Here is a 20572-nt window from a genome sequence, read left to right as displayed (position 1 = left end):
ACGCCCCGCCCAGCGGGGCGTTTTAGCAAGCGGCCACGAGAGCCGCGCAGTCGACCACGCGCCCGGTTCGAGGCGCGGTGTGTTTATCCATGTTCGTTTGGAGATCTCATGGCAACCCCAGTCAGTTTATGGCCGCTCATCGGCGTGGCCGTCATCATCGTGGGCTTCGTGCTGCGCTTCAATCCGATGCTGATCGTAGCCGCCGCCGCGATCATCACCGGATTCGCGGCGCACTTTCCGCCCGAGCGCATCCTGAGCGCCATCGGCAACGGCTTTCTCAAGACGCGAAACATTCCGCTCATCATCCTGTTGCCGCTCGCGGTCATCGGCCTGCTGGAGCGGCACGGACTGCGCGAACGCGCGCAGATCTGGATTTCGGGCATCCGCGCGGCGACGGCGGGGCGTCTGCTGATCGTCTATCTGCTGGTGCGCGAACTGACGGCGGCCGTCGGCCTGACGGGCCTGGGCGGTCATCCGCAAATGGTGCGGCCGTTGCTCGCGCCGATGGCCGAAGGCGCGACGGAAGCGCGCTACGGCAAGCTGTCCGACGCGGTGCGATACAAGCTGCGCGCGTACTCCGCCGCAACCGATAACGTCGGCCTGTTCTTCGGCGAGGACATCTTCGTGGCGTTCGGCGCAATCGTGCTGATGGTCACGTTCCTGAAGGAGGCAGGCATCATCGTCGAGCCGATGCACGTGGCCGTCTGGGGCATCCCGACCGCCATTTGCGCGTTCCTGATCCACGGCTTTCGCCTCTGGCTGCTCGACCGTCGACTGACGCGCGAACTCGATGCGCTCACGCGCAATGTCGCAGGAGAGAAAGCATGACGCTCACGATCAACTATCTCTTCTATCTCGTCGGCATCGTCCTCGTGGTCGTCGCGGGCATGATCCTCACGGACAAGTCGCATCCGCGCCGGCTGACGGCGGGCGTGTTCTGGCTCGTGTACGCGCTGATCTTCCTGATCGGGGACTGGCTGCCGGTGTCGGTCGTCGGCGTGCTCGTCGTGGCGATGGCGCTGATCGCGGGCCTCGGCGGCGTCACCGGCGCGAAGCCGAAGATGCTCTCCGAAGAAACGCGCCGCCAGAGCGCCGTGCGTCTCGGCAACAAGCTCTTCGTGCCCGCGCTGACGATTCCCGTCGTCACCGTGATCCTGACGCTCGGTGCGAGCCATCTCGTGTTCGGCGGCAGGCCGCTGATCGAGTTGAAGAACGTGACGCTGATCGGCTTCGGGATCGGCTGCGTGATCGCGCTGGCTGTCGCGTGCGTGATGACGCGCGATACGGTCGGCCAGTCGATGCGCGAGGCGCGCCGCCTGATCGATGCGCTGTCGTGGGCCGCCGTGCTGCCGCAAATGCTCGGCATGCTCGGGCTGGTGTTCTCGGATGCGGGCGTCGGCAAGGCCGTCGCGCACGTGACGACGGCTTACGTCAATCTCGACTATCGGCTCGTCGCGGTGGCCGTGTACTGCATCGGCATGGCGCTCTTTACGATGGTGATGGGCAACGGCTTCGCCGCGTTTCCGGTGATGACGGGCGGCGTCGGCGTGCCGATTCTCGTCGGCGTCTTCCACGGCAATCCCGCGACGATGGTCGCCATCGGCATGTTCTCCGGCTACTGCGGCACGCTGATGACGCCGATGGCCGCGAATTTCAACATCGTGCCTGCGGCGCTGCTCGAGTTACCCGACAAGAACGCGGTCATCAAGGTGCAGGTGCCGACTGCGCTGACGCTGCTGGTCGTGAATATTTTTCTGTTGAACTGGCTGATGTTTATTTGAAGCGGCACTGAGAAACGGCGCGTGTCGAGTGAGGTTGCGCGCGCCGTTGCAACGCGGTGACGCCATCGGCAACGGTCGAAGCAGCCGGTCCCGGTTGCTGAAAGGCTAACCCGAAACCACCACGAACCCCCTCCTCCTCAACAACTCCAGCACGCCCCTTTCCCCTCCAAGATGCAACGCCCCGATCGCGACGAACACCGGCCGATCGGGCGCGGCCAGCGTCACCATCCGCTGCGCGAATCGCCGGTTGCGCTCATACACCACGCGGTTATCCACCTGCGCCGCCAGCGTCTTCGACCGCGCGAGCTTGCTGCTTTTCGCATCGTCCCAGGCCTTCAGCGCGTCCGCATCGCCGATACGCCATAGCCGATGCAACTCCTTCACATCGGCCACATTCTCCGCCGAGGTCTGCACGAGATCCTGCGCCAGCATCTCGCGTTGCTGCGCCGACGAAAGATGCGTAAACGTCGATATTTGCTCGTTCAGCGTCTCCAGCCCCACTATCTTCCCGCGCACCCGCAGATAGACGTTCTGCAATTGCGCCTCCGTGCCGTATTCGCTCTGGAACCCGGCCTTCAGCGTGTCATAGGTCTGGATCAGCATCGATGCGAGCCACGGCCTCGTATGCCGCAGGTTCTTCAGCGCAACAGGATTGCCGCGCATGCGCGCCTCGACCTTTCTCCACATTGAATCCGGCAGATAGTCGATCAGACATTCGCTGCGGCACATGCCGTAGCGGTTGACGTCGTCTTGCGCGAGCAGCAGTTCGTCGGGGGAGATTTCGAGCGCCAGTGTCGGCGATGCATACAGCGCCGCGAGAATCGGTCTGCGAAACGGTTGCTCGGGCGGATAGTCGGTCGGGAAACCGACGTGCAGCGTGCCGAGCAGATAGATCGTCGTCGCGCCCTTCGTCGCAACGTAAAAGGGCATGCGCGGCGGTTGCGCACGGACGGGGCCGCTTGCCGTCGTGCCGTCGGAGCGGTCGGTTCTCGGCGGCGTCGCGGGCGATGCAATCGATGCGGGCACATCCGTCGCGCTTGCATCGCCTGCGGGTTGAGGCGTGCCGCCTGGCGGACTGCGCGATCCGGAGACCGCGAACGCCGCCGTCGACAACGCAAGCGACAGCGTGAACCACAGCGCCATTGCGTACGCCACGACGCCAGCACGCCGCGCGAGCAGCGCCATGCCACAGGACACGAAGCGGCGCGCCCGGTCGATCAACCGGCGCGCCGCCTGCGATTCAGGCTTCGCCTTCACCGACCTCCTCGGCGCGATGACACGACACCTGGCGGCCATCGACGACGCGCAGCGCCGGTTCCTCCACCCGGCATCGCTCGATCGCATACGGGCAACGCTGATGGAACGTGCAGCCCGATGGCGGATTCAGCGGCGACGGCATTTCGCCCTGCAGCCTGATCTTGATGCGGCGGTCTTCCTCGAAGAGCGCAGGCGTCGCGGACATCAGCGAGCGCGTGTACGGATGGCGCGGATTCGCAAAGATGGTCTTCTTGTCGCCGAGTTCCGCGATACCGCCGAAGTACATCACCATCACGTCGTCGGCGATATGCTCCACGACCGACAGGTTGTGCGAGATGAACACGTAGCTCGTGCCGAACTCCTGCTGCAGATCCATGAAGAGATTCAGAATCTGCGCCTGAATGGATACGTCGAGCGCCGACACCGGCTCGTCCGCCACGACGATCTGCGGATCGAGAATCATCGCGCGCGCAATCGCCACGCGCTGACGCTGCCCGCCCGAAAACATGTGCGGATAGCGCGATGCATGTTCGGGCCGCAGGCCGACGGTGCGCATCATTTTCGCGATGCGTTCCGCGCGTTCCGTCGACGAGAGCTTCGTGTTGATCGCGAGCGGCTCGCCGAGCGTCTGCTCCACCGTCTTGCGCGGATTCAGCGACGCAAACGGGTTCTGAAACACCATCTGCACGCGCTGCCGCAACTCGGCGATCTTCGCCTTGCTCGCGCCCGCCACGTCCTCGCCTTCGATCAGCAGCCGGCCCGACGTGGGCGTTTCGATCATCGTCAACTGACGGGCGAGCGTGGACTTGCCGCATCCCGATTCGCCGACGACCGCCAGTGTGCGCCCGCGCTGCAATTCGAACGACACGCCGTTGAGCGCCTTCACGGTGCCCTGCGTGAACATGCTGCGCTTGACCGAGTAATGCTTCGTGAGCTTGTCGGCGGCGAGCACGATGTCCCGACTGAGTTCCTTCGGTACTGCATTCATCGCGCACCCTCCCCGACGATCTGTGCTTCACGCTCCTCGCGCACCGCCTGCTCGACATCGCGAGCGACATTGAGCGGCTTGATGCAGCGCGCACGCACGGCCGGATCGTTCCAGTCCAGTTGATAAAGATGCGGCCGTCCCTTCCAGCAATCGTCGACGGCATACTTGCAGCGCGGCGCGAAGAGGCACCCGCTCGGCCGGTCGTCGCGGCCCGGCACCATGCCCGGCAACGCCGCAAGACGCGCCGCGCCCCGGCTGTGCTCGGGAATCGCGGCGAGCAGCGCTTCGGTGTACGGATGATGCGGCTCGCTGAAGATCGCCGGCACATGATTCGTTTCGATGATCTCGCCCGCGTACATCACCGCCACGCGCTGCGCCACTTCCGACACGACCGCGAGATCGTGCGAGATCAGCACGAGCGCCATGCCGCGTTCCTTCTGCAGGCGCACCAGCAGTTCCATGATCTGCGCCTGAATGGTCACGTCGAGCGCGGTGGTCGGTTCGTCGGCGATGAGCAGCTTCGGATTGCACGCGACCGCCATCGCGATCATCACGCGCTGATTCATGCCGCCCGACATCTGATGCGGGAACGCATCGATGCGGCTTTTCGCATCCGGAATGCCCACCTGGTCGAGCAGTTCGAGCGCGCGCTTGTGCAACGCATCGCCGCGCAAGCCTTCGTGCAGCTTCAGCACTTCCTTGATCTGATAGCCGACGGTATAGCTTGGGTTCAGGCTGGTGAGCGCATCCTGAAACACCATCGCGATGTCCTTCCCGATGATCCTTCGACGCTCGCGCGCCGACGCCTTCAGCAAGTCGCGGCCGTCGAAGGTGACCTGATCGGCAGTGACCTTGCCGGGGGCATCGATGAGGCCCATCAGCGCCATCATCGTGACGCTCTTGCCCGAACCGGATTCGCCGACGACGCCGACCACTTCGCCGGGCGCCACCGACAGGCTGATGCGATCGACGGCCTGCGTGCCGCCGAAGGTGACTTGCAGGTTACGGATAGTCAATAAATCGTTCATGTCATCCCATCCGTTTCAATTTCGGATCGAGCGCGTCGCGCAGCCCGTCGCCGAGCAGGTTGATGACGAGCACCGAGATGAGAATAGAGAGACCGGGCATCGTCACGATCCACCATGCGCTTTCGATGTAATCGCGCGCCGATGCCAGCATCGCGCCCCACTCCGCCGCCGGCGGCTGCACGCCGAGGCCGAGAAAGCCGAGCGCGGCGGCATCCAGAATGGCGGATGAGAAACCGAGCGTCGCCTGCACGATCAGCGGCGCGGCGCAGTTCGGCAGCACTTGCGAGAACATGAGCCGCACGGTGCCCGCGCCCGCGACGCGCGATGCCGTCACGTATTCCTTCTGCAGCTCGCCCAGCGCGGAAGCGCGCGTGAGGCGCACATAACCCGGCAGCGCGACGATCGCAATGGCGAGCATCGTATTGACGAGGCCCGGCCCGATGATGGCCACGACGGCGACCGCGAGCAGCAGCGAGGGCAGCGCGAGCAGCACGTCCATCACGCGCATGATCGGCGTATCGAGCCAGTTGAAGAACGCGGCCATCAGCCCGAGCACGACGCCCGGAATCAGCGCGAGCACCACGGACACGAAGCCGATCCAGAACGACAGCCGCGCGCCGTACATCAGGCGCGAAAGGATGTCGCGGCCCGCTTCGTCGGTGCCGAGCAGAAACATGCGATTGCCGCCTTCGAGCCACGCGGGCGGAATTTTCACGAAGTCGCGGTATTGCTCGATCGGGCTATGCGGCGCGATCAGCGGCGCGAAGATCGCGACGAAGATGAGCGCGATGACGATCGCGCCAGCCGCAACGGCGCCGCGATTGCGCGAGAAGTTCGCCCAGAACTCGCGCGCCGCGACGATGCGGCCCGACGGCGGCGTCAGCGCGCCGGGCGGAAGATTGTTTTGAATGTCGGCCATCGTGTTCCTCAGCGAGTATGGCGAATGCGCGGATTCAACACGCCGTAGAGCAGATCGACGACCAGGTTCACGACGATCACGAGCGACGCGATCATCAGAATGCCGCCTTGCACGACCGGATAGTCACGCCGCGAAATGGCGTCGATCAGCCACTTGCCGACGCCTGGCCACGAGAACAGCGTCTCGGTCAGCACCGCGCCCGCGAGCAGCGTGCCGACCTGCAGGCCGATCACGGTGACGACAGGAATCAGCGCGTTACGCAGCGCATGCACGACGACCACGCGCAACGGCGACAAGCCCTTCGCGCGCGCCGTGCGGATGTAGTCCTCGCGCAGCACTTCGAGCATCGAAGAGCGCGTCATGCGCGCGACGACCGCGAGCGGAATCGTGCCGAGCACGATGGTCGGCAGGATCAGATGCGACAACGCCGATGTGAACGCACCTTCATCGGTCGAGAAGAGGGAGTCGATCAGCATGAAGCCCGTGACGTGCGGAATGTCGTACTCCACCGCGATGCGGCCCGATACCGGCGTCCATCCGAGCTTCGCGGAGAAGAACATGATGAGGATCAGGCCCCACCAGAAGATCGGCATGGAATAGCCGGTGAGCGCGGTGCCCATCACGCCATGATCGACGACCGTGCCGCGCTTGAGCGCCGCCGCGACGCCAGCCGGCAAGCCGACGACGAGCGCGAAGATCATCGCGCAAATGGACAGCTCGACGGTGGCCGGAAAGCGCGCCATGAACTCGCCCATCACGCTCGTATTCGTGATGATGGACGTGCCGAGATCGCCCTTGAGCGCATGGCCGACATACGTGAGGTACTGGAGCGGAAGCGGCTGGTCGAGCCCCAGGCGCTTCATGGCTTCGGCGTGCATTGCCGGGTCCACGCCCCGCTCGCCCATCATCACTTCGATGGGATCGCCCGGGATCAGGTGGATGAGTGCGAACGCGAGAATCGTAATGCCGATGAACGTCGGTATCACCATTCCTATGCGTCGCAAAACGAATCGGAACATGATCGCCCTTTGATATCGTTCGTGGGATCAATACGTGACCGGCGGCCGGATCGTTCGATCCGCGCCGCCGGCCATGTTTCGACTAATTATTTACAAGCGCAAAAAGCGTTCCGTCGACTAGCTTACTGCACGCCGACGCCATCGAAGCGCACGTAGCCGAGCGGCTCGATCTTCATGTTCGTCACCTTCTTGCTGACCGGCTGATAGACGGTCGAATGCGCGATCGGCGAGAACGGAAGTTGTTGCGCGAAGATCTGCTGCGCGTCGGTGTAAGCCTTCGTGCGCGCGGCGACATCGGTGGTCGAGCGGCCCTTCACGACGAGATCGTCGAACGGCTTGTAACACCACTTCGAGAAGTTGCTGCCCTTCACGGCGTCGCAGCCGAGCAGCGTGCCGAGCCAGTTGTCGGGATCGCCGTTGTCGCCGGTCCAGCCGATGAGCATGGCATCGTGTTCGCCCGCGTGCGCGCGCTTCAGATACTCGCCCCACTCGTACGAAACGATATTCGCCTTCACGCCGATCTTCGCCCAGTCGGCCTGGATCATTTCGGCCATCAAACGGGCATTCGGGTTATATGCGCGTTGCACGGGCATGGCCCACAGCGTGATTTCGAAACCGTTCGGGAAGCCGGCCTTCGAGAGCAGTTCCTTTGCCTTCGCGGTGTCGTACGGGTTCGTCTTCAGATTCTTGACGTAGGACCACTGCGTGGGCGGCATCGGTGCGGTGGCCGCCTGGCCCGCGCCCTGATACACGGAATCGATGATCGCCTTCTTGTTGATGGCCATGTCGAGCGCACGGCGAACATCGGCGTTGCCGAGGTCCTTCTTCGTCACGTTATAGGCGACGTAACCTTCGTTGAAGCCGGCCTGCGACGGCGTATCCACATTCGATGCGGACTTCAGCGCCGAGATATCGCCCGGGCGCGGATAGCTCATCACCTGGCATTCGTTGCTCTTCAGCTTCTGCACGCGCACGGCGGCGTCCGGCGTGATCGAAAAGATGAGCTTCGAAATCTGCACCGCGTTCGGCTTCCAGTAGTCCGGATTGCCGTCGAAGCGGATGGTCGCGTCCTTCGTATAGCTGCGGAAGATGAACGGACCCGTGCCGAGCGGATACTGATTGATGTCCGCGGCCTTGCCGTCCTTGAGCAGCTTGTCCGCGTATTCGGCGGAGAGGATCGACGCGTATTCCATCGCCATGTTCTGGATGAACGGCGCGCTCACTTCCTTCAGCGTGAACTTGACGGTGTACGGATCGACCTTGTCGACCTTCGCGATCAGCTTGTCGAGGCCCAGGTCCGTGAAGTACGGGAACTGCACGTTGTACGCCTTGCGGAACGGATGATTCGCATCCAGCATGCGGTTGAACGTGAAGAGCACGTCGTCGGCGTTGAATTCGCGCGTCGGCTTGAAGTAGGACGTCGTCTGGAACTTGACGCCGTGGCGCAGATGGAACGTGTAAGTCAGGCCATCGGGCGAGACTTCCCACTTTTCGGCGAGGCCCGGTTCGACCTTCGTGCCGCCACGCTCGAATTCCACGAGGCGGTTGTACACAGTGAACGTGTTCGCGGTGAAATCGGTGCCGGTGGTGTATTGCGCGGGATCGAAACCGGCGGGGCTGCCTTCGGAGCAGTAAATCAGTGTCTTGTTCGGGATTGCCGCGTTCGCAGCGCTCGCCGCGAACAGCGTTGCCGTAGCGACAGCGCCCATGAGCGCCGACAAGCGGGCGGCTCGCAACAGGCCATTCTTATTCATGTTTCCTCCAGGTCAGTGCCGGCTTCTGGCCAGCGTAGCGCGATCTTACTTGATCGCGTCCTCCGCCTTGTTAGCGGACGAAAAAACCGGGCGCAACACTAGCACGAACAAATATGACGTGGATACGCGGTTTTCCCCAGTTTCGCCGCGAGCGAAGCCGTGAGGCGCAGGCGTTGATTCGGGAGGGAAGAAGAACCGCGCGACGAACGCCGCGCGGGTGATGCAGACAACGAGGATCAGGCTTTGCCGAAGCCGAGGCGCTCGCAGATGGTCTTCGTCGCGGCCGCACCGTTCAACGTATAGAAATGCAGCCCCGGTGCGCCTTCATCGACGAGACGGCGGCACAGGCCCGTCACCACGTCGAGGCCGAACGCGCGGATCGACTCGCGATCGTCGCCATAGCTTTCCAGCCGGCGCGCGATCCACTTCGGCACTTCCGCGCCGCACATGTCGGAGAAGCGCATGAGTTGCGAGAAGTTGGTGATGGGCATGATGCCCGGCGTGATCGGCACATCGACGCCCAGCTTCTTCGTTTCGTCGACGAACTCGAAGTACGCGTCCGCGTTGAAGAAGTACTGCGTGATCGCCGCGTTCGCGCCCGCTTTCACTTTGCGCGCGAAGTTCTCGAGATCGACGCGCGGCGAACGCGACTGCGGATGAAACTCCGGATACGCAGCGACTTCGATGTGGAACCAGTCGCCGTGCTCCTGGCGAATGAACGCCACGAGCTCGGACGCATAGCGCAGTTCGCCGACTTCGCCCATGCCCGAAGGCAGATCGCCGCGCAGCGCGACGATATGGCGAATGCCGTGCTCGCGATACGCGCCGAGAATCGCCCGCAGGCTTTCCTTCGACGAGCCGATGCACGAAAGATGCGGCGCCGCCTCGAAGCCTTCCGCCGCCATTTCGAGCACCGTGTCGAGCGTGCCTTGCTGCGTGGAGCCGCCCGCGCCGAAGGTCACGGAGACGAACTTCGGCGAGAGCTTCGCCAGCTGCGCGCGCGAAGCCCGCAACTTGTCCACGCCTTCCTGCGTCTTCGGCGGGAAAAACTCGAATGAGAGTTCGATCGGTTTCATGTTGATGTGTGCGCGAGAAGCGCGGCGGCTACCCGAAGTTGCGCTGCCCGAAGATGAGCGCCGACAGAAGCCACGACACGATGCTGTACAGAATCGAGCCGAAGAACGCGGACCAGAATCCCGATACTTCGAAGCCCTTCAGCAAGGACGAGCACAGCCAGAAGCACAGCGCGTTCACCACGAGGATGAAGAGGCCGAGCGTGAGGACGGTGACCGGCAGCGTCAGGACGATGAGGACCGGGCGCAGCACCGCGTTGATCAGCCCCAGCACGACCGCGATGATGAGCGCCGTGCCGAAACTGCGTATGTGAATCGACGGCACCAGATAGGTGATGATCAGAAGCGCGAGCGCGTTGATCAGCCATGTCAGCAGCACGGTCATCGAAGTTCTCCGGGATGGTCGTCGTCGGGCGCAGCGGCGCGCGGATGCACGAGGCGCCCGCGCGCGACAGCCGTCGCGTTTGCCGCGTTAATTAATAGCGGTAGTGGTTCGGCTTGAACGGACCGTTCTTTTCGACGCCGATGTAGCCTGCCTGCTCATCCGACAGCACGGTCAGCTCAGCACCGATGCGGCCGAGGTGCAGACGCGCGACCTTCTCGTCGAGATGCTTCGGCAGCACGTAGACCTTGTTCTCGTACTGGTCGCCGCGCGTGAACAGTTCGATCTGCGCGAGCGTCTGGTTCGTGAACGAGTTCGACATCACGAACGACGGATGGCCCGTTGCGCAGCCGAGGTTCACGAGACGCCCTTCGGCCAGCAGAATGATGCGCTTGCCGTCCGGGAAGATGATGTGATCGACCTGCGGCTTGATGTTGTCCCACGTGTACTGGCGCGTGGACGCAACGTCGATTTCGGAATCGAAGTGACCGATGTTGCAGACGATCGCGTTGTTGCGCATCGCCTTCATGTGGTCGTGATTGATGACGTGGTAGTTGCCCGTCGCCGTCACGAAGATGTCGGCCTTGTCGGCGGCGTATTCCATCGTCACGACGCGATAGCCTTCCATCGCCGCCTGCAGCGCGCAGATCGGATCGATTTCGGTGACCCACACCGTCGCGCCCAGACCGCGCAGCGATTGCGCGCAGCCCTTGCCCACGTCGCCGTAGCCGGCCACGACCGCGATCTTGCCCGCGATCATCACGTCCGTCGCGCGCTTGATGCCGTCCACGAGGGACTCGCGGCAGCCGTACAGGTTGTCGAACTTCGACTTCGTGACCGAATCATTGACGTTGATGGCAGGGAACGGCAGACGGCCTTCCTTTTCCATCTGATACAGGCGATGCACGCCCGTCGTCGTTTCTTCCGTCACGCCCTGAATGTGCGCGAGGCGCGTGGAATACCACGTCGGATCGGCGTCGAGGTGGCGCTCGATCGACTTGTACAGCGCGACTTCTTCTTCGTTCGTCGGCTTGGCGATGACCGAGCGATCCTTCTCCGCCTTCGAGCCGAGGATCAGCAGCAGCGTGGCGTCGCCGCCGTCATCGAGAATCATGTTCGCGAATTCGCCGTTCGGCCATTCGAAGATGCGGTGCGAGAATTCCCAGTACTCGTCGAGCGATTCGCCCTTGAACGCGAACACCGGCGTGCCGCCATCGGCGATTGCCGCGGCAGCGTGATCCTGCGTCGAGAAAATGTTGCACGACGCCCAGCGCACGTCCGCGCCCAGCGCCTTCAGCGTTTCGATCAGCACGCCGGTCTGAATGGTCATGTGCAGCGAACCGGCGACGCGCGCGCCCTTCAGCGGCTGCTGCGCCTTGTATTCTTCGCGAATCTGCACGAGGCCCGGCATTTCCGTCTCGGCGATGTCGAGCTCTTTGCGGCCCCATGCGGCGAGCGACATGTCGGCGACGACGAAATCCTTGGTGTTTTGGGAATCGAGAACTGCGGCGTTCATCACGCCCTCCTTTTCTAAAAAGACTAGAAATGTTGACGTGAGCGCCGTTCGAATGCGGTGGCTTGGAAGGCCTTCCGGATTGAATGCCTCCGAGCCTGGCGAATGATGCTTTTCAGCGGGTCATCCGTCGCAACGCTCCTCGGGGGCGAGGGTCGATTGTAGCAAAGTCTTTTGAGATGGTTTGGCTCTTGATTGGCCGATTTCGCTCAGAATGGCAACGCGGAAAGCAGCGGCGCGAGCAGCACCATGACGACACCCGCGATCATCATCGTGAGGCTGGAGACGACGCCCTCTTCGCTCCCGAGTTCGCGCGCCTTCGCGGTGCCGACGCCGTGCGCCGCCGCGCCGAAGAGCGCGCCGCGCGCGAGCCGCGTGCGCAGCGGCACGAGCGCGAGCACGAGTTCGCCGAACAGCATCCCGCACACGCCTGTGGCGATCACGAAAAGCGCGGTGAGATCCTTCGACGCGTGAATCTTGTCGGATACGGCGAGCGCGAACGGTGTGGAAACAGAGCGCGTCGCGAGGCTTCGCTGCAGTTCCGGCGACAGATGCAGCAGCTTCGCCAGCGCCAGCGATCCGCCGACGCCCACCAGAATTCCGACCGTCACGCCGACCGTCAGCGAAATCCAGTGGCGCTTCAGCAGCCCGCGATATTCGTAGATTGGCACGGCGAACGCGACGGTCGCGGGGCCGAGCAGCCACATCAGCCAGCGCGTGTCGGCGAAGTAGACCGAATACGGAATGCGCGCGGTCACGACGATCAGCGCGAGCACCGCCGGAACCGCGAGGAGCGGCGTGAGCCACGGGCTTTTGTAGCGCGCGTAGAGGCGCTTGGACGCGAAGTACAGCGCGACCGTCAGCACGAAGCAGGCGGCCGCGATCAGGCGGCCGGCGTCGTCATGGAAAAGGGATGCGTAGAAGTGATTCATCGGTGCGTGGACGACGGTCAGGCGCGGGCCGCGTGCCGTGCGACGCGCGCGCGTCGCAGCGCGAGACGGCGTTCGAGCCGCGCAGCGCGATCGACGGCGAACGCCACGGCGATCATCACCATCAGCGTTCCACCGATGACAACCAGCGCGAGCCGCCAGCCTTCCTCTCTGAACAGACCGCCGTATTGCACGACCGCGACCGCTGCCGGAATGAAGAACAGCAGCATGTCGGCGAGCAGCCAGTCCGCGCCCGCCTTGACCCAGCGCGGCGCCACGCCGCCGCACATCAGCAGGAGGAGCAGCGCGATCAATCCGATGACGCCGCCCGGCACCGGCAGCGCCAGCGTGCGCGCGACGAAATCCGCCGCGAACCAGATGCCGGCGATGCCCGCCGACTGCACCGCAACGCGCATGAAACGCGCTGCCGAAGCGCGGGCGTTGCTGGACGGCGTCTGATGCGAAAGAACGGCGGACATGGCGAGTTCCGGATTAGGAATATGACTAGGGTTAACCTGTAGTCCGAGTATATGGGCACTCCTCCCATAAAAAAAATGACTTAAGCTTATCCACATCATTCCTGAATGGAATCCGGAGGCCGAAATGGAACTGCGTGCGCTGCGTTACTTCGTTGAAGTGGTGAAGCAGAAGAGTTTCACGACGGCCGCCGAGCACATGTTCGTCACGCAACCGACCATCAGCAAGATGGTCAAGGCGCTCGAAGACGAAATCGGCTCGCCGCTTTTGCTGCGCGAGGGCCGGCAGATGGTGCTGACCGACGCCGGGCAGATCGTCTATCAGCGCGGCGTCGACGTGCTCGCGGCGCACGCCCGGCTCGAGGCCGAATTGAACGACCTCGGCACGTTCGGGCGCGGGACGCTCACTATCGGCATTCCGCCGATGGGCGGCTCGCTTTTCACGCCGGCCATCGCGGCGTTCCGAAAGCGGTATCCGAAAGTCGAGCTGAAACTGTTCGAGCGCGGATCGAAGGCGATCGAAGCCGCGCTGATCGACGGCGAACTGGAACTCGGCGGCGTCCTGCAGCCGGTCGATACCGAAATGTTCGACGTGCTGCCCGTCAGCCGCCAGATTCTGTGGCTGGTCGCGCAAAAAGGCTCGCGCTGGGACGAAGTCGACGAAGTGCCGCTCGCCGATCTCGCCGCGGAGCCTTTCGTGTTCTATGGCGAGAGCCTCGCGCTCAACGACGTGGTGCTGCACGCGTGCCGGGAGGCGGGCTTTTCGCCGACGATCGTCGGCCGCAGCGGACATTGGGATTTCATGGCGGCGCTGGTGCAGGCGGGCGTCGGCATCGCGCTATTGCCCGCGCCGTATTGCCGCCGCCTCGACGCGGAGGCATTCACGTGCCGCCCGGTCGTCGCGCCCGAAATTCACTGGGACATGGCGGTCGGCTGGCGGCGCAACGGGTATCTGTCGCATGCGGCGCGCGCGTGGATCGAAGTCGCGCGCGAAACCTTGCCGGCGAATCTGGACCAGGACTTCATGGCCGATGGCTTCGCGCGCAGACGCCGCTGAAACGAAAACCGCGCCGCAGCCGCGAATGGCGGCCCGGCGCGGGGATCGGCGCGGGAATGGAAACGAATGCCGGATCAGCGCACTTCCTGGAACTCGATGCGGCGATTCGCCATGCGTCCGGCGGGCGTGTCGTTGCTGGCGATCGGGCTGGCTTCGCCGAAGCCTTGCGCCGTCAGCGAAGTCGCCGGAATGCCGTGCTTCACCAGATAGGCGCGCACCGCTTCCGCACGCTTCTTCGACAGCGCGACGTTCAATGCCGCGCTGCCCGTGTTGTCGGAATAGCCGGCGATCTGCAGCTTGATCGGCGACACGCTTTCGTCGCATGCCCTGAGCGTCTCGGCGGACTTGGCGAGCGCCGCCATTGCGGCGGCGGGAGGCGTATTCGAGCCGACGCGGAAGTTGATCGGCTTCTGGTTCAGCATCCGGGCGATGGCCGGCGGGGAGCACGCCTCGCCGTTCGACACGACCAAACTACCGGACGCGGCAGATGCGGCCGATGCCGGCGCATCCGCTGGGCTCGATGCAGCGCCGATCTTCCAGTCCGAGCCGAACACCGACTTCAGCTTGTCGAGCCAGCCGAGCTTCGCGTCGGCGGCCTCGCCGCCCAGTTCGATCTTGTCGCCCGCGATGTGCACGCGCGCGCCGGGCAGCGTCAGCACGGGAAGCAGCTTGTCGAGCTTGCCGACCCACGTGGACGGCTTGGTGTCCGGATCGACGGTCACGTTTGCATGGAACTTGTCGCCGCCGAGCATGGACGACAACGTGTCGATCAGGACCTGCCGCTCCTCCTCGCTGCCGACCTTCGCGCTGAGCGTCGGCACGCCGGACGCATCGACAGTGAACGAAGCCACCGCCTCTCTGCCAGGCAGCAACGTCGGGATGGACGCCTGACCCGGCGCGGATGCGGACGCATCCGCGGCGATGCCGCCGGGCGAATCCGCGAAAGAATCCGACGCGGCCGAAGCGTCCGCTTGCGCATCGGCTGCTTGCTCCTTCGGCTTGTCGTCGGTCGCGCAGCCCCGCGCGACGAGCGCCGCGAATAGCGCGAGCGCAGCCGCATTCGCCACCCACAGCCATTTGCGCTTGCCCGGCGCGTCATGCGTTTCGTCGGGGGCCTCCGGCTCGGGCGGGCGGTCGTTCTGAATGGGGAATGCCGCCGCCTCGTGCGTAGCCGGATGCTCCAGGTGCGACGACACCGCCTTCAGCCGCGACGCCACGCCCGCCAGAAACGCGCCGACCGAGCCGAGCCCGAGCGCCTGCGCGAAGGCGTCCGTCATGTTCGCGCGCACGACGGGCAGTTGATGACCGAGCAGCGTCGGCAAAGAGCCGACCTGACCGTTGTGCTGCATGAAATAGCGTTTGAGCAGCCCGAGGACGGTTGCCCCGACCACGCCCGTCAGCGCGCGGGTCGAATCCGCCGCGACGCCGGTGTGGTCGGCGATGCGCTCGCTCAGCCTGTTGAGGCTGTCGTGTGAGGCGACCGCGCCTTCCACCGATGCGCCCGTGGCCAGCAGCGACTGCATGCCTTCTTCGTGCATGACGAAGTGCGGCAGTTCGTCGGCGATATGCGTGTTCACGCTCGGCGACATGACCGATGCGAAGAGGTTGCGCGCGCCATCGAGCGACGACGCCTTGCTCATCATCGCGCCGATAAGCGCAGGACTGCACAACGAGATCACGCGCTTGGCGGATTCCGGCGTGCAGCCGACGCGTGTGGCCAGATGCTGCAACACGCTTTCGTTCAAAGCGCCCTGTACCAATTGATTGAGGTTGATGCTCATTCGGATTACTTCCAGAAAAGGCGTGGTCGCGCGGGCAGTCGTGCCCGGTAGGTCGGGCCGATTATAGGTTCGCGTTCCGGCCCGTCAGCGTGGACGCCTGAACAATCGGATTTGTCTCAGCGCACAGTGCTTTCAGACTGCGCCGCAGAAAAGTTGACGATGCTGTGACAACCGCGCCGCCACGCCCGGCCCGATTGAACAGAGCGATGCCTCTACACCCCGGCCGGAAGCGCGGCCTATGATGGATAAATTCGAGATGGCGGCGAAGCATTCGGCGAGTGTCGCGTGGAACACACGGCGCCGTTGCCGCGCCACGCATGAGGGAGACCGACGCATGGATTCGCCATTGGCCGACGCACACGCCTTTTCTTTCGGCGCGACGCATCACGTCACGAATCAGGCGCCGCCGCTTTGCGATTACGACGCCTTCTCGGCCGACCGCGCGCTCGCCGCCGCCGTCGGGCGCGAGGGCGCGCAGTGGCATGCGGAGGCGCTGTCGCGCGATGCCCGCGCCCTCACGCAGCCGGACGTGCTCGCGCTCGCGGACCTGGCGAACCGCCACGCGCCGGAACTCGCGACGCACGATGCACGCGGCGAACGGATCGACGCCATCGAGTTTCATCCGGCGTGGCACGAATTGCTGCGCCGCCTGCGTCACGAGGGCCTGCAGGCGCTCCCGTTCGAACCCCGGGCGCGCGCCGGATCGATGGCCGCGCGCTGCGCGGGCTACTTTCTGCACGGCCAGCTCGAATCCGGGTCGCTCTGTCCGGTCACGATGACCTTCGCGAGCATTCCCGTCTTGCGCCGCGAACCGGCGCTATACGCGCGGCTCGCGGCGCCGCTGCTGTCGCGTGAACACGATCCGCGCGACATCCCGCTCGAAGCCGGCAAGCGCTCGATGATGATCGGCATGGGCATGACCGAAAAGCAAGGCGGCTCGGATGTGCGCAGCAATCGCACGCGGGCGCATGCGATCGGTGGCGGCGGGCGCGGCGGCGAATATCGGCTGATCGGCCACAAGTGGTTCTTCTCGGCGCCGCAATGCGACGCGCATCTCGTCCTCGCGCGCACCGCCGACGAAGGCGCGCTGTCGTGTTTCTACGTGCCGCGCTTCGCGCCGGACGGCCGCAAGAACGCGGTGCATGTGCAGCGGCTGAAGGACAAGCTCGGCAACCGCTCGAATGCGAGCAGCGAAGTCGAATTTTTCGATGCCTACGGCGTGATGATCGGCGACGAAGGACGCGGCGTGCCGACGATCATCGAGATGGCGAACTTCACGCGGCTCGACTGCGCGATCGGCAGCGCGGCGCTGATGCGTGCGGCGCTCGTGCAGGCGATTCATCACGCGCGGCATCGCAACGCGTTCGGCGCGCGGCTCGCCGATCAGCCGCTGATGCGCAACGTGCTGGCGGACCTCGCGCTCGAATCGGAAGCGGCGACGCTGCTGTTCATGCGGCTCGCGGGCGCGTTCGAGCAGAGCGCGGCGGCGGGCAGCGCGCCGCACGAGCGCGCGTGGCGGCGCATCGTGACGCCGGCGGCGAAGTTCTGGGTGTGCAAGCGCGCGCTCGAATTCACCGGCGAGGCGATGGAAGTCTGGGGCGGCAACGGCTACGTCGAGACCGGACCGATGGCGCGTTTCTATCGCGAAGCGCCGGTCAATTCGATCTGGGAAGGCTCCGGCAACGTGATGTGTCTCGACGTGCTGCGCGCGTTCGAGCGCGAACAGGACGCGGCGCACGCGCTGTTCGACGACTGGCGCGAGACGGCGGCGACGCAGCCGGCGCTCGGGGCGGCGCTGCAGGGACTGGTGGCGATGCTGACGGGCGATGCGTCTTCGCGCGAGGCGTCGGCGCGGGGCATCGCCCAGCGGCTGGCGTTATGCGCGCAAGCCGTGCTGATGGCGCGCCATGCGCCTGCGGATGTGGCGCAGGCGTTCCTCGACACGCGGCTCGGCGATGCGCGCGGCGATACCGGGCGGGTGTACGGAACGTTGCCGGCGCGGTTCGATCACGGAGGGATCGTGGAAAGGGCGTTTGCGGGATAGCGGGCAGCGATGCGGCGGCCGTCAGCGAACCGCTCGCCCCGCTTCCCGAATCGGCTCCTCGTTCTCCAGCCGATAAACCCACGACAGCAATTCCGCCACCGCCTGATAAAGCGCGGGCGGAATATGCGCGTCCAGATCGACCTGCATTAGCAGCGACACCATTTCGGGCGAGTCGTGCACGTACACGCCCGCTTCCTTCGCGCGCTGCACGATCATTTCCGCGACGAGCCCGTAACCCTTCGCGACGACGCGCGGCGTCGTTTCGTGATTCGCGGCGTCGTAGGTCAGCGCCGTCGCCTGCTTACGGCTGTAGGGCGTGCTCATGCCGAGCCTCCGTCGCTGCCAAACAGATGCGCGAGCGGCGAGCGCACCGGCTTCGCGCTCGCGCCGTGCTCGCCGAGGTCGATGTCCGCGGCGCCGTCCGCCGGACGCACGGAGAACGACGCCAGCGCGATCCCCGCCGCTTCCAGTTGACGCGCGAAAGCCGCGCCATCCGACGCAAGGCGGCCCGCGCCGCGATCGCTCGCCTTTATGCGCACCGTCAATCGCTCGCCGGTCAGCACGAGTTCGGCGTCCACCGTGCCGAGCGCCGGCAGCGAAAGCGTCACGCGCGTGCGCCATGCGCGATCGTCGGCGGGCGCGTCGGGCGTGCGGGCGTCGCGCGGCTCGCGGCCGATTTCCCATTCGAAGCGCGTCCCCGGCCACGCGTCGCCCTGCCAGCGAAACTGCCCGTTGGCGAGCATGTCGAGCTGCTGGCGCACGACATCGAGCGTCGCCGGATGAATGCCCGCCGTCACGGACGCCTGCACCGCCGATTCATGCGATCCCGGCTGCGCGCTCGTCGCCGGCGCGGCGCTCGCCGTCTGCGAATTCGATAGCACGGATGCCGGGGCGTCGCGCACCGATGCCGCGAGCGCCGCCGCCTGCTGCGGCGTCTGTGGCATTGCGACGGGACGCGCGGGCATCGGCGCGGGCGCGGGCGTGTCCGGAACGTCGGCTGCGGCGTGGAAATCGTCGGTGAAGTCGAGCGGCATCGCGCGGGCATCGACGTGCGCCTGCGGCTCGTTGCCGAGCGACGCCGCCGTGCGCTGCCCCGCCAGCCACTGCGCGAGATGCGATTCGTAGAAGAGCCCGCTTTCGCGGACGGTTTTCGCCAGTTCGCCCGCCAGCACGGACGCCGGCAGCGGCGGCAGGTTCAGGCTCGCGGCGCGCGCAGCGGCGACGGCGGCAGCGTTGGCGGAGAAAGCGGTATCGAAAAGACCGGTGGTGAGCGCCGCGAAGGCGCTCGCGGGGCGCGGGGGCGTCGGCCAGAGAGGCGTATCGCCGATGACGGCGGGCGCCGCGCCGCCGAGCCGCGAAATGACGTCGAGCGTGCGCGCGACGTCCGAAAGCTCCGTTTTCGCCGATGCCGCCGCGTTCGCCGCGCCGGATGCCGGCGTGACGGGCGTATCGACGGAATGCGATGTATCCGCCTGGGTGGTCGTGCGGCCAGCGGCGGCGCCGGCTGCGCCGTTGACGCCATCGGCCGCGCGGATAGCGGACAGGACGAGGTCGGTGCGGCTCGCAAGCAGTGCCGCCAGCGTGGAGTCGAGTCCTGTCATGCCGAAATCCTCAAGTGCGTCCGCTAAGCGCGGCGCGTCTTTCAACGCAGTCCGACCATCTTCTTAAGAACGCGCGCCGTGCTGTTGACAGTGAAAAGCGCCGACAGGCGGGCAAGGCTCGGCGAGCTCAGATCGCGGATGGCGGCGTCATCGGCGAGAATCTTCTTCACCAGATCCAGCTTGCGCGCGCGGGCGCTTTCGTCGAGCTCCGACCCGGCATCCGTTTCCTGCAACTGGTCGATCAGCTCGCGATACACACCCTGCATCGCCTTTAGTTCGCTCCAGTCGCCTTCGCGCGCCGCGACCAGCATCTGGGCGGAAAGTGCGGCGATGGCTTCGTAGTGAGCGAAGTATTCTTGTGTGGTTTTCATTCTTCTCTGGCAGTCGCCCGCCGCTTCGTTCAGACGGCTGCCGCGGTCATCTGCGCCACTTCCGGTCCGATTCCAACCCACGCTTCCTCGAGCGTCGCGAGCAAGTCGTCGACTTCCACGAGCATCTTCTCGTCCTGTTTCAGGTTCGCCTCGAGGAGCCGGCGCGTCATGTACGAATACAGCGCGTCCAGCCGTTGCGCGATTTCGCCGCCCGCTTCCTTGTTCAGCGCCTGCTGCAAGCCGCTTTCGACGATGTTGATCGCCTTGGTGATCGCCGCCCCGCGTGCCCCGATGTTGTTCTGCTGCTGATGCATCCGCGCCTGCGCGATGGCCTGCCGCGCGCCCTGATAAAGCATCACGATGAGCCGGTGCGGGCTGGCTCCCATCACGCCCGTCTGAACGCCGACGCGCGCATATGCGTTGGCTCCCGCCTGTCCCTGCGAATACATCGTGGCTCTCCCTGAATGCGATGCCGGCGCGGCGATTCGCCGCCCGTCCGGACGCCCGTCGCGTGTCCGGAAAGAAATCGGTGCCGGCGGAAATCACGAAGGCGCCGCCCGCTGTCGCGAGCGAACCATCGTTCGCCGTGCTGTTATCGG

Annotated in this window: 20 protein-coding genes and 1 riboswitch; of the genes, 4 read left to right on the top strand and 16 right to left on the bottom strand. The window is 65.1% G+C overall.

Translation table 11 applies throughout. From position 1 onward, the window contains the following. The first annotated feature begins 108 nt into the window (after positions 1-108). Together P9220_RS04730 and P9220_RS04725 are read left to right on the top strand one after the other, a co-directional pair. Complete coding sequence (locus P9220_RS04730) at positions 109-828, top strand: DUF969 domain-containing protein (RefSeq protein WP_309763819.1); 720 nt, start codon at positions 109-111, stop codon at positions 826-828. Further along, positions 825-1781, top strand: a complete 957-nt coding sequence (locus P9220_RS04725; RefSeq protein WP_309763818.1) for a DUF979 domain-containing protein — start codon at positions 825-827, stop codon at positions 1779-1781. Before P9220_RS04730 ends, P9220_RS04725 begins: the two co-directional genes overlap by 4 nt. A 105-nt stretch (positions 1782-1886) precedes the next feature. Here P9220_RS04725 and P9220_RS04720 read toward each other — a convergent pair whose 3' ends face one another. The 11 genes from P9220_RS04720 to P9220_RS04670 all read right to left on the bottom strand — a co-directional run bounded on the left by P9220_RS04720 (position 1887) and on the right by P9220_RS04670 (position 13059). Continuing rightward, positions 1887-3077, bottom strand: a complete 1191-nt coding sequence (locus P9220_RS04720; RefSeq protein WP_404989525.1) for a TraB/GumN family protein — start codon at positions 3075-3077, stop codon at positions 1887-1889. Further along, complete coding sequence (locus tag P9220_RS04715; protein ID WP_309763817.1) at positions 3022-4026, bottom strand: peptide ABC transporter ATP-binding protein; 1005 nt, start codon at positions 4024-4026, stop codon at positions 3022-3024. The genes P9220_RS04720 and P9220_RS04715 overlap by 56 nt, the downstream gene beginning before the upstream one ends. Beyond that, complete coding sequence (locus P9220_RS04710; protein ID WP_309763816.1) at positions 4023-5054, bottom strand: ABC transporter ATP-binding protein; 1032 nt, start codon at positions 5052-5054, stop codon at positions 4023-4025. Before P9220_RS04710 ends, P9220_RS04715 begins: the two co-directional genes overlap by 4 nt. A 1-nt stretch (position 5055) precedes the next feature. Then, on the bottom strand, positions 5056-5973 hold the full coding sequence (locus P9220_RS04705; protein ID WP_309763815.1) for an ABC transporter permease subunit: 918 nt from the start codon (positions 5971-5973) through the stop codon (positions 5056-5058). A gap of 8 nt (positions 5974-5981) precedes the next feature. Then, positions 5982-6992 (bottom strand): ABC transporter permease subunit, encoded by a 1011-nt coding sequence (locus tag P9220_RS04700; protein WP_309763814.1) that lies wholly within the window; start codon positions 6990-6992, stop codon positions 5982-5984. Between the two features lie 122 nt (positions 6993-7114). Then, positions 7115-8746, bottom strand: a complete 1632-nt coding sequence (locus tag P9220_RS04695; RefSeq protein ID WP_309763813.1) for an ABC transporter substrate-binding protein — start codon at positions 8744-8746, stop codon at positions 7115-7117. Between the two features lie 236 nt (positions 8747-8982). Beyond that, positions 8983-9822 carry a methylenetetrahydrofolate reductase [NAD(P)H] gene (metF, locus tag P9220_RS04690; RefSeq protein ID WP_309763812.1) on the bottom strand — a complete coding sequence of 280 codons (840 nt, stop codon included), beginning with the start codon at positions 9820-9822 and terminating at the stop codon, positions 8983-8985. Between the two features lie 28 nt (positions 9823-9850). Further along, complete coding sequence (locus P9220_RS04685) at positions 9851-10204, bottom strand: phage holin family protein (RefSeq protein ID WP_309763811.1); 354 nt, start codon at positions 10202-10204, stop codon at positions 9851-9853. Positions 10205-10295: 91 nt separating this feature from the next. Beyond that, on the bottom strand, positions 10296-11717 hold the full coding sequence (ahcY, locus tag P9220_RS04680) for an adenosylhomocysteinase (protein ID WP_309763810.1): 1422 nt from the start codon (positions 11715-11717) through the stop codon (positions 10296-10298). A 32-nt stretch (positions 11718-11749) separates the two neighbouring features. Continuing rightward, positions 11750-11864: riboswitch (S-adenosyl-L-homocysteine riboswitch) on the bottom strand. Positions 11865-11923: 59 nt separating this feature from the next. Then, on the bottom strand, positions 11924-12646 hold the full coding sequence (locus P9220_RS04675) for an LrgB family protein (protein WP_309763809.1): 723 nt from the start codon (positions 12644-12646) through the stop codon (positions 11924-11926). 17 nt (positions 12647-12663) lie between these two features. Beyond that, complete coding sequence (locus P9220_RS04670) at positions 12664-13059, bottom strand: CidA/LrgA family protein (protein ID WP_404980441.1); 396 nt, start codon at positions 13057-13059, stop codon at positions 12664-12666. Positions 13060-13246: 187 nt separating this feature from the next. On the opposite strand from P9220_RS04670, the gene P9220_RS04665 reads away from it, so the two are divergent. Further along, the gene (locus tag P9220_RS04665) at positions 13247-14176 is read left to right on the top strand and encodes a LysR substrate-binding domain-containing protein (RefSeq protein ID WP_309763807.1); all 930 of its coding nucleotides are present in this window, start codon (positions 13247-13249) and stop codon (positions 14174-14176) included. Between the two features lie 74 nt (positions 14177-14250). Here P9220_RS04665 and P9220_RS04660 read toward each other — a convergent pair whose 3' ends face one another. Next, a complete protein-coding gene (locus P9220_RS04660; RefSeq protein WP_309763806.1) occupies positions 14251-15957 on the bottom strand; it encodes an OmpA family protein in 1707 nt (568 codons plus the stop codon). Positions 15958-16291: 334 nt separating this feature from the next. Between P9220_RS04660 and P9220_RS04655 the strand changes: the two genes are divergently transcribed. After that, entirely contained in the window at positions 16292-18001 is a 1710-nt protein-coding gene (locus P9220_RS04655) for an isovaleryl-CoA dehydrogenase (protein WP_309763805.1), read from the top strand. Positions 18002-18022: 21 nt separating this feature from the next. Here P9220_RS04655 and P9220_RS04650 read toward each other — a convergent pair whose 3' ends face one another. From P9220_RS04650 to fliS, 4 genes are read right to left on the bottom strand one after another with little or no spacing between them, the layout of a single operon-like run. After that, positions 18023-18325 carry an EscU/YscU/HrcU family type III secretion system export apparatus switch protein gene (locus P9220_RS04650; protein ID WP_309763804.1) on the bottom strand — a complete coding sequence of 101 codons (303 nt, stop codon included), beginning with the start codon at positions 18323-18325 and terminating at the stop codon, positions 18023-18025. After that, the gene (locus tag P9220_RS04645) at positions 18322-19602 is read right to left on the bottom strand and encodes a flagellar hook-length control protein FliK (protein WP_309763803.1); all 1281 of its coding nucleotides are present in this window, start codon (positions 19600-19602) and stop codon (positions 18322-18324) included. Before P9220_RS04645 ends, P9220_RS04650 begins: the two co-directional genes overlap by 4 nt. Positions 19603-19643: 41 nt before the next feature. Then, positions 19644-19973 carry a flagellar protein FliT gene (locus tag P9220_RS04640; RefSeq protein ID WP_309763802.1) on the bottom strand — a complete coding sequence of 110 codons (330 nt, stop codon included), beginning with the start codon at positions 19971-19973 and terminating at the stop codon, positions 19644-19646. A gap of 29 nt (positions 19974-20002) precedes the next feature. Continuing rightward, positions 20003-20422: a flagellar export chaperone FliS gene (fliS, locus tag P9220_RS04635; RefSeq protein ID WP_309763801.1), complete on the bottom strand. Its 420-nt coding sequence runs from the start codon at positions 20420-20422 to the stop codon at positions 20003-20005. Positions 20423-20572: the final 150 nt, after the last annotated feature.

Origin of the sequence: Caballeronia sp. LZ016, from assembly GCF_031450805.1 — a bacterium.
Lineage (GTDB): Bacteria > Pseudomonadota > Gammaproteobacteria > Burkholderiales > Burkholderiaceae > Caballeronia.
Note: the sequence above shows the minus strand (reverse complement) of the source record. Positions and strands in the feature narration are given on the sequence as shown.

What these genes read in the sequence shown, in the direction of transcription:
- ahcY (WP_309763810.1), bottom strand. Translation starts at nt 11,717, where the DNA reads ATGAACGCCGCAGTTCTCGATTCCCAAAACACCAAGGATTTCGTCGTC.
- P9220_RS04665 (WP_309763807.1), top strand. Translation starts at nt 13,247, where the DNA reads ATGGAACTGCGTGCGCTGCGTTACTTCGTTGAAGTGGTGAAGCAGAAG.
- P9220_RS04655 (WP_309763805.1), top strand. Translation starts at nt 16,292, where the DNA reads ATGGATTCGCCATTGGCCGACGCACACGCCTTTTCTTTCGGCGCGACG.
- metF (WP_309763812.1), bottom strand. Translation starts at nt 9,822, where the DNA reads ATGAAACCGATCGAACTCTCATTCGAGTTTTTCCCGCCGAAGACGCAG.
- P9220_RS04720 (WP_404989525.1), bottom strand. Translation starts at nt 3,077, where the DNA reads ATGGCCGCCAGGTGTCGTGTCATCGCGCCGAGGAGGTCGGTGAAGGCG.
- P9220_RS04670 (WP_404980441.1), bottom strand. Translation starts at nt 13,059, where the DNA reads ATGCGCGTTGCGGTGCAGTCGGCGGGCATCGCCGGCATCTGGTTCGCG.
- P9220_RS04725 (WP_309763818.1), top strand. Translation starts at nt 825, where the DNA reads ATGACGCTCACGATCAACTATCTCTTCTATCTCGTCGGCATCGTCCTC.
- P9220_RS04685 (WP_309763811.1), bottom strand. Translation starts at nt 10,204, where the DNA reads ATGACCGTGCTGCTGACATGGCTGATCAACGCGCTCGCGCTTCTGATC.
- P9220_RS04730 (WP_309763819.1), top strand. Translation starts at nt 109, where the DNA reads ATGGCAACCCCAGTCAGTTTATGGCCGCTCATCGGCGTGGCCGTCATC.
- P9220_RS04640 (WP_309763802.1), bottom strand. Translation starts at nt 19,973, where the DNA reads ATGAAAACCACACAAGAATACTTCGCTCACTACGAAGCCATCGCCGCA.
- fliS (WP_309763801.1), bottom strand. Translation starts at nt 20,422, where the DNA reads ATGTATTCGCAGGGACAGGCGGGAGCCAACGCATATGCGCGCGTCGGC.
- P9220_RS04645 (WP_309763803.1), bottom strand. Translation starts at nt 19,602, where the DNA reads ATGACAGGACTCGACTCCACGCTGGCGGCACTGCTTGCGAGCCGCACC.
- P9220_RS04650 (WP_309763804.1), bottom strand. Translation starts at nt 18,325, where the DNA reads ATGAGCACGCCCTACAGCCGTAAGCAGGCGACGGCGCTGACCTACGAC.
- P9220_RS04660 (WP_309763806.1), bottom strand. Translation starts at nt 15,957, where the DNA reads ATGAGCATCAACCTCAATCAATTGGTACAGGGCGCTTTGAACGAAAGC.
- P9220_RS04675 (WP_309763809.1), bottom strand. Translation starts at nt 12,646, where the DNA reads ATGAATCACTTCTACGCATCCCTTTTCCATGACGACGCCGGCCGCCTG.
- P9220_RS04705 (WP_309763815.1), bottom strand. Translation starts at nt 5,973, where the DNA reads ATGGCCGACATTCAAAACAATCTTCCGCCCGGCGCGCTGACGCCGCCG.
- P9220_RS04710 (WP_309763816.1), bottom strand. Translation starts at nt 5,054, where the DNA reads ATGAACGATTTATTGACTATCCGTAACCTGCAAGTCACCTTCGGCGGC.
- P9220_RS04715 (WP_309763817.1), bottom strand. Translation starts at nt 4,026, where the DNA reads ATGAATGCAGTACCGAAGGAACTCAGTCGGGACATCGTGCTCGCCGCC.
- P9220_RS04700 (WP_309763814.1), bottom strand. Translation starts at nt 6,992, where the DNA reads ATGTTCCGATTCGTTTTGCGACGCATAGGAATGGTGATACCGACGTTC.
- P9220_RS04695 (WP_309763813.1), bottom strand. Translation starts at nt 8,746, where the DNA reads ATGAATAAGAATGGCCTGTTGCGAGCCGCCCGCTTGTCGGCGCTCATG.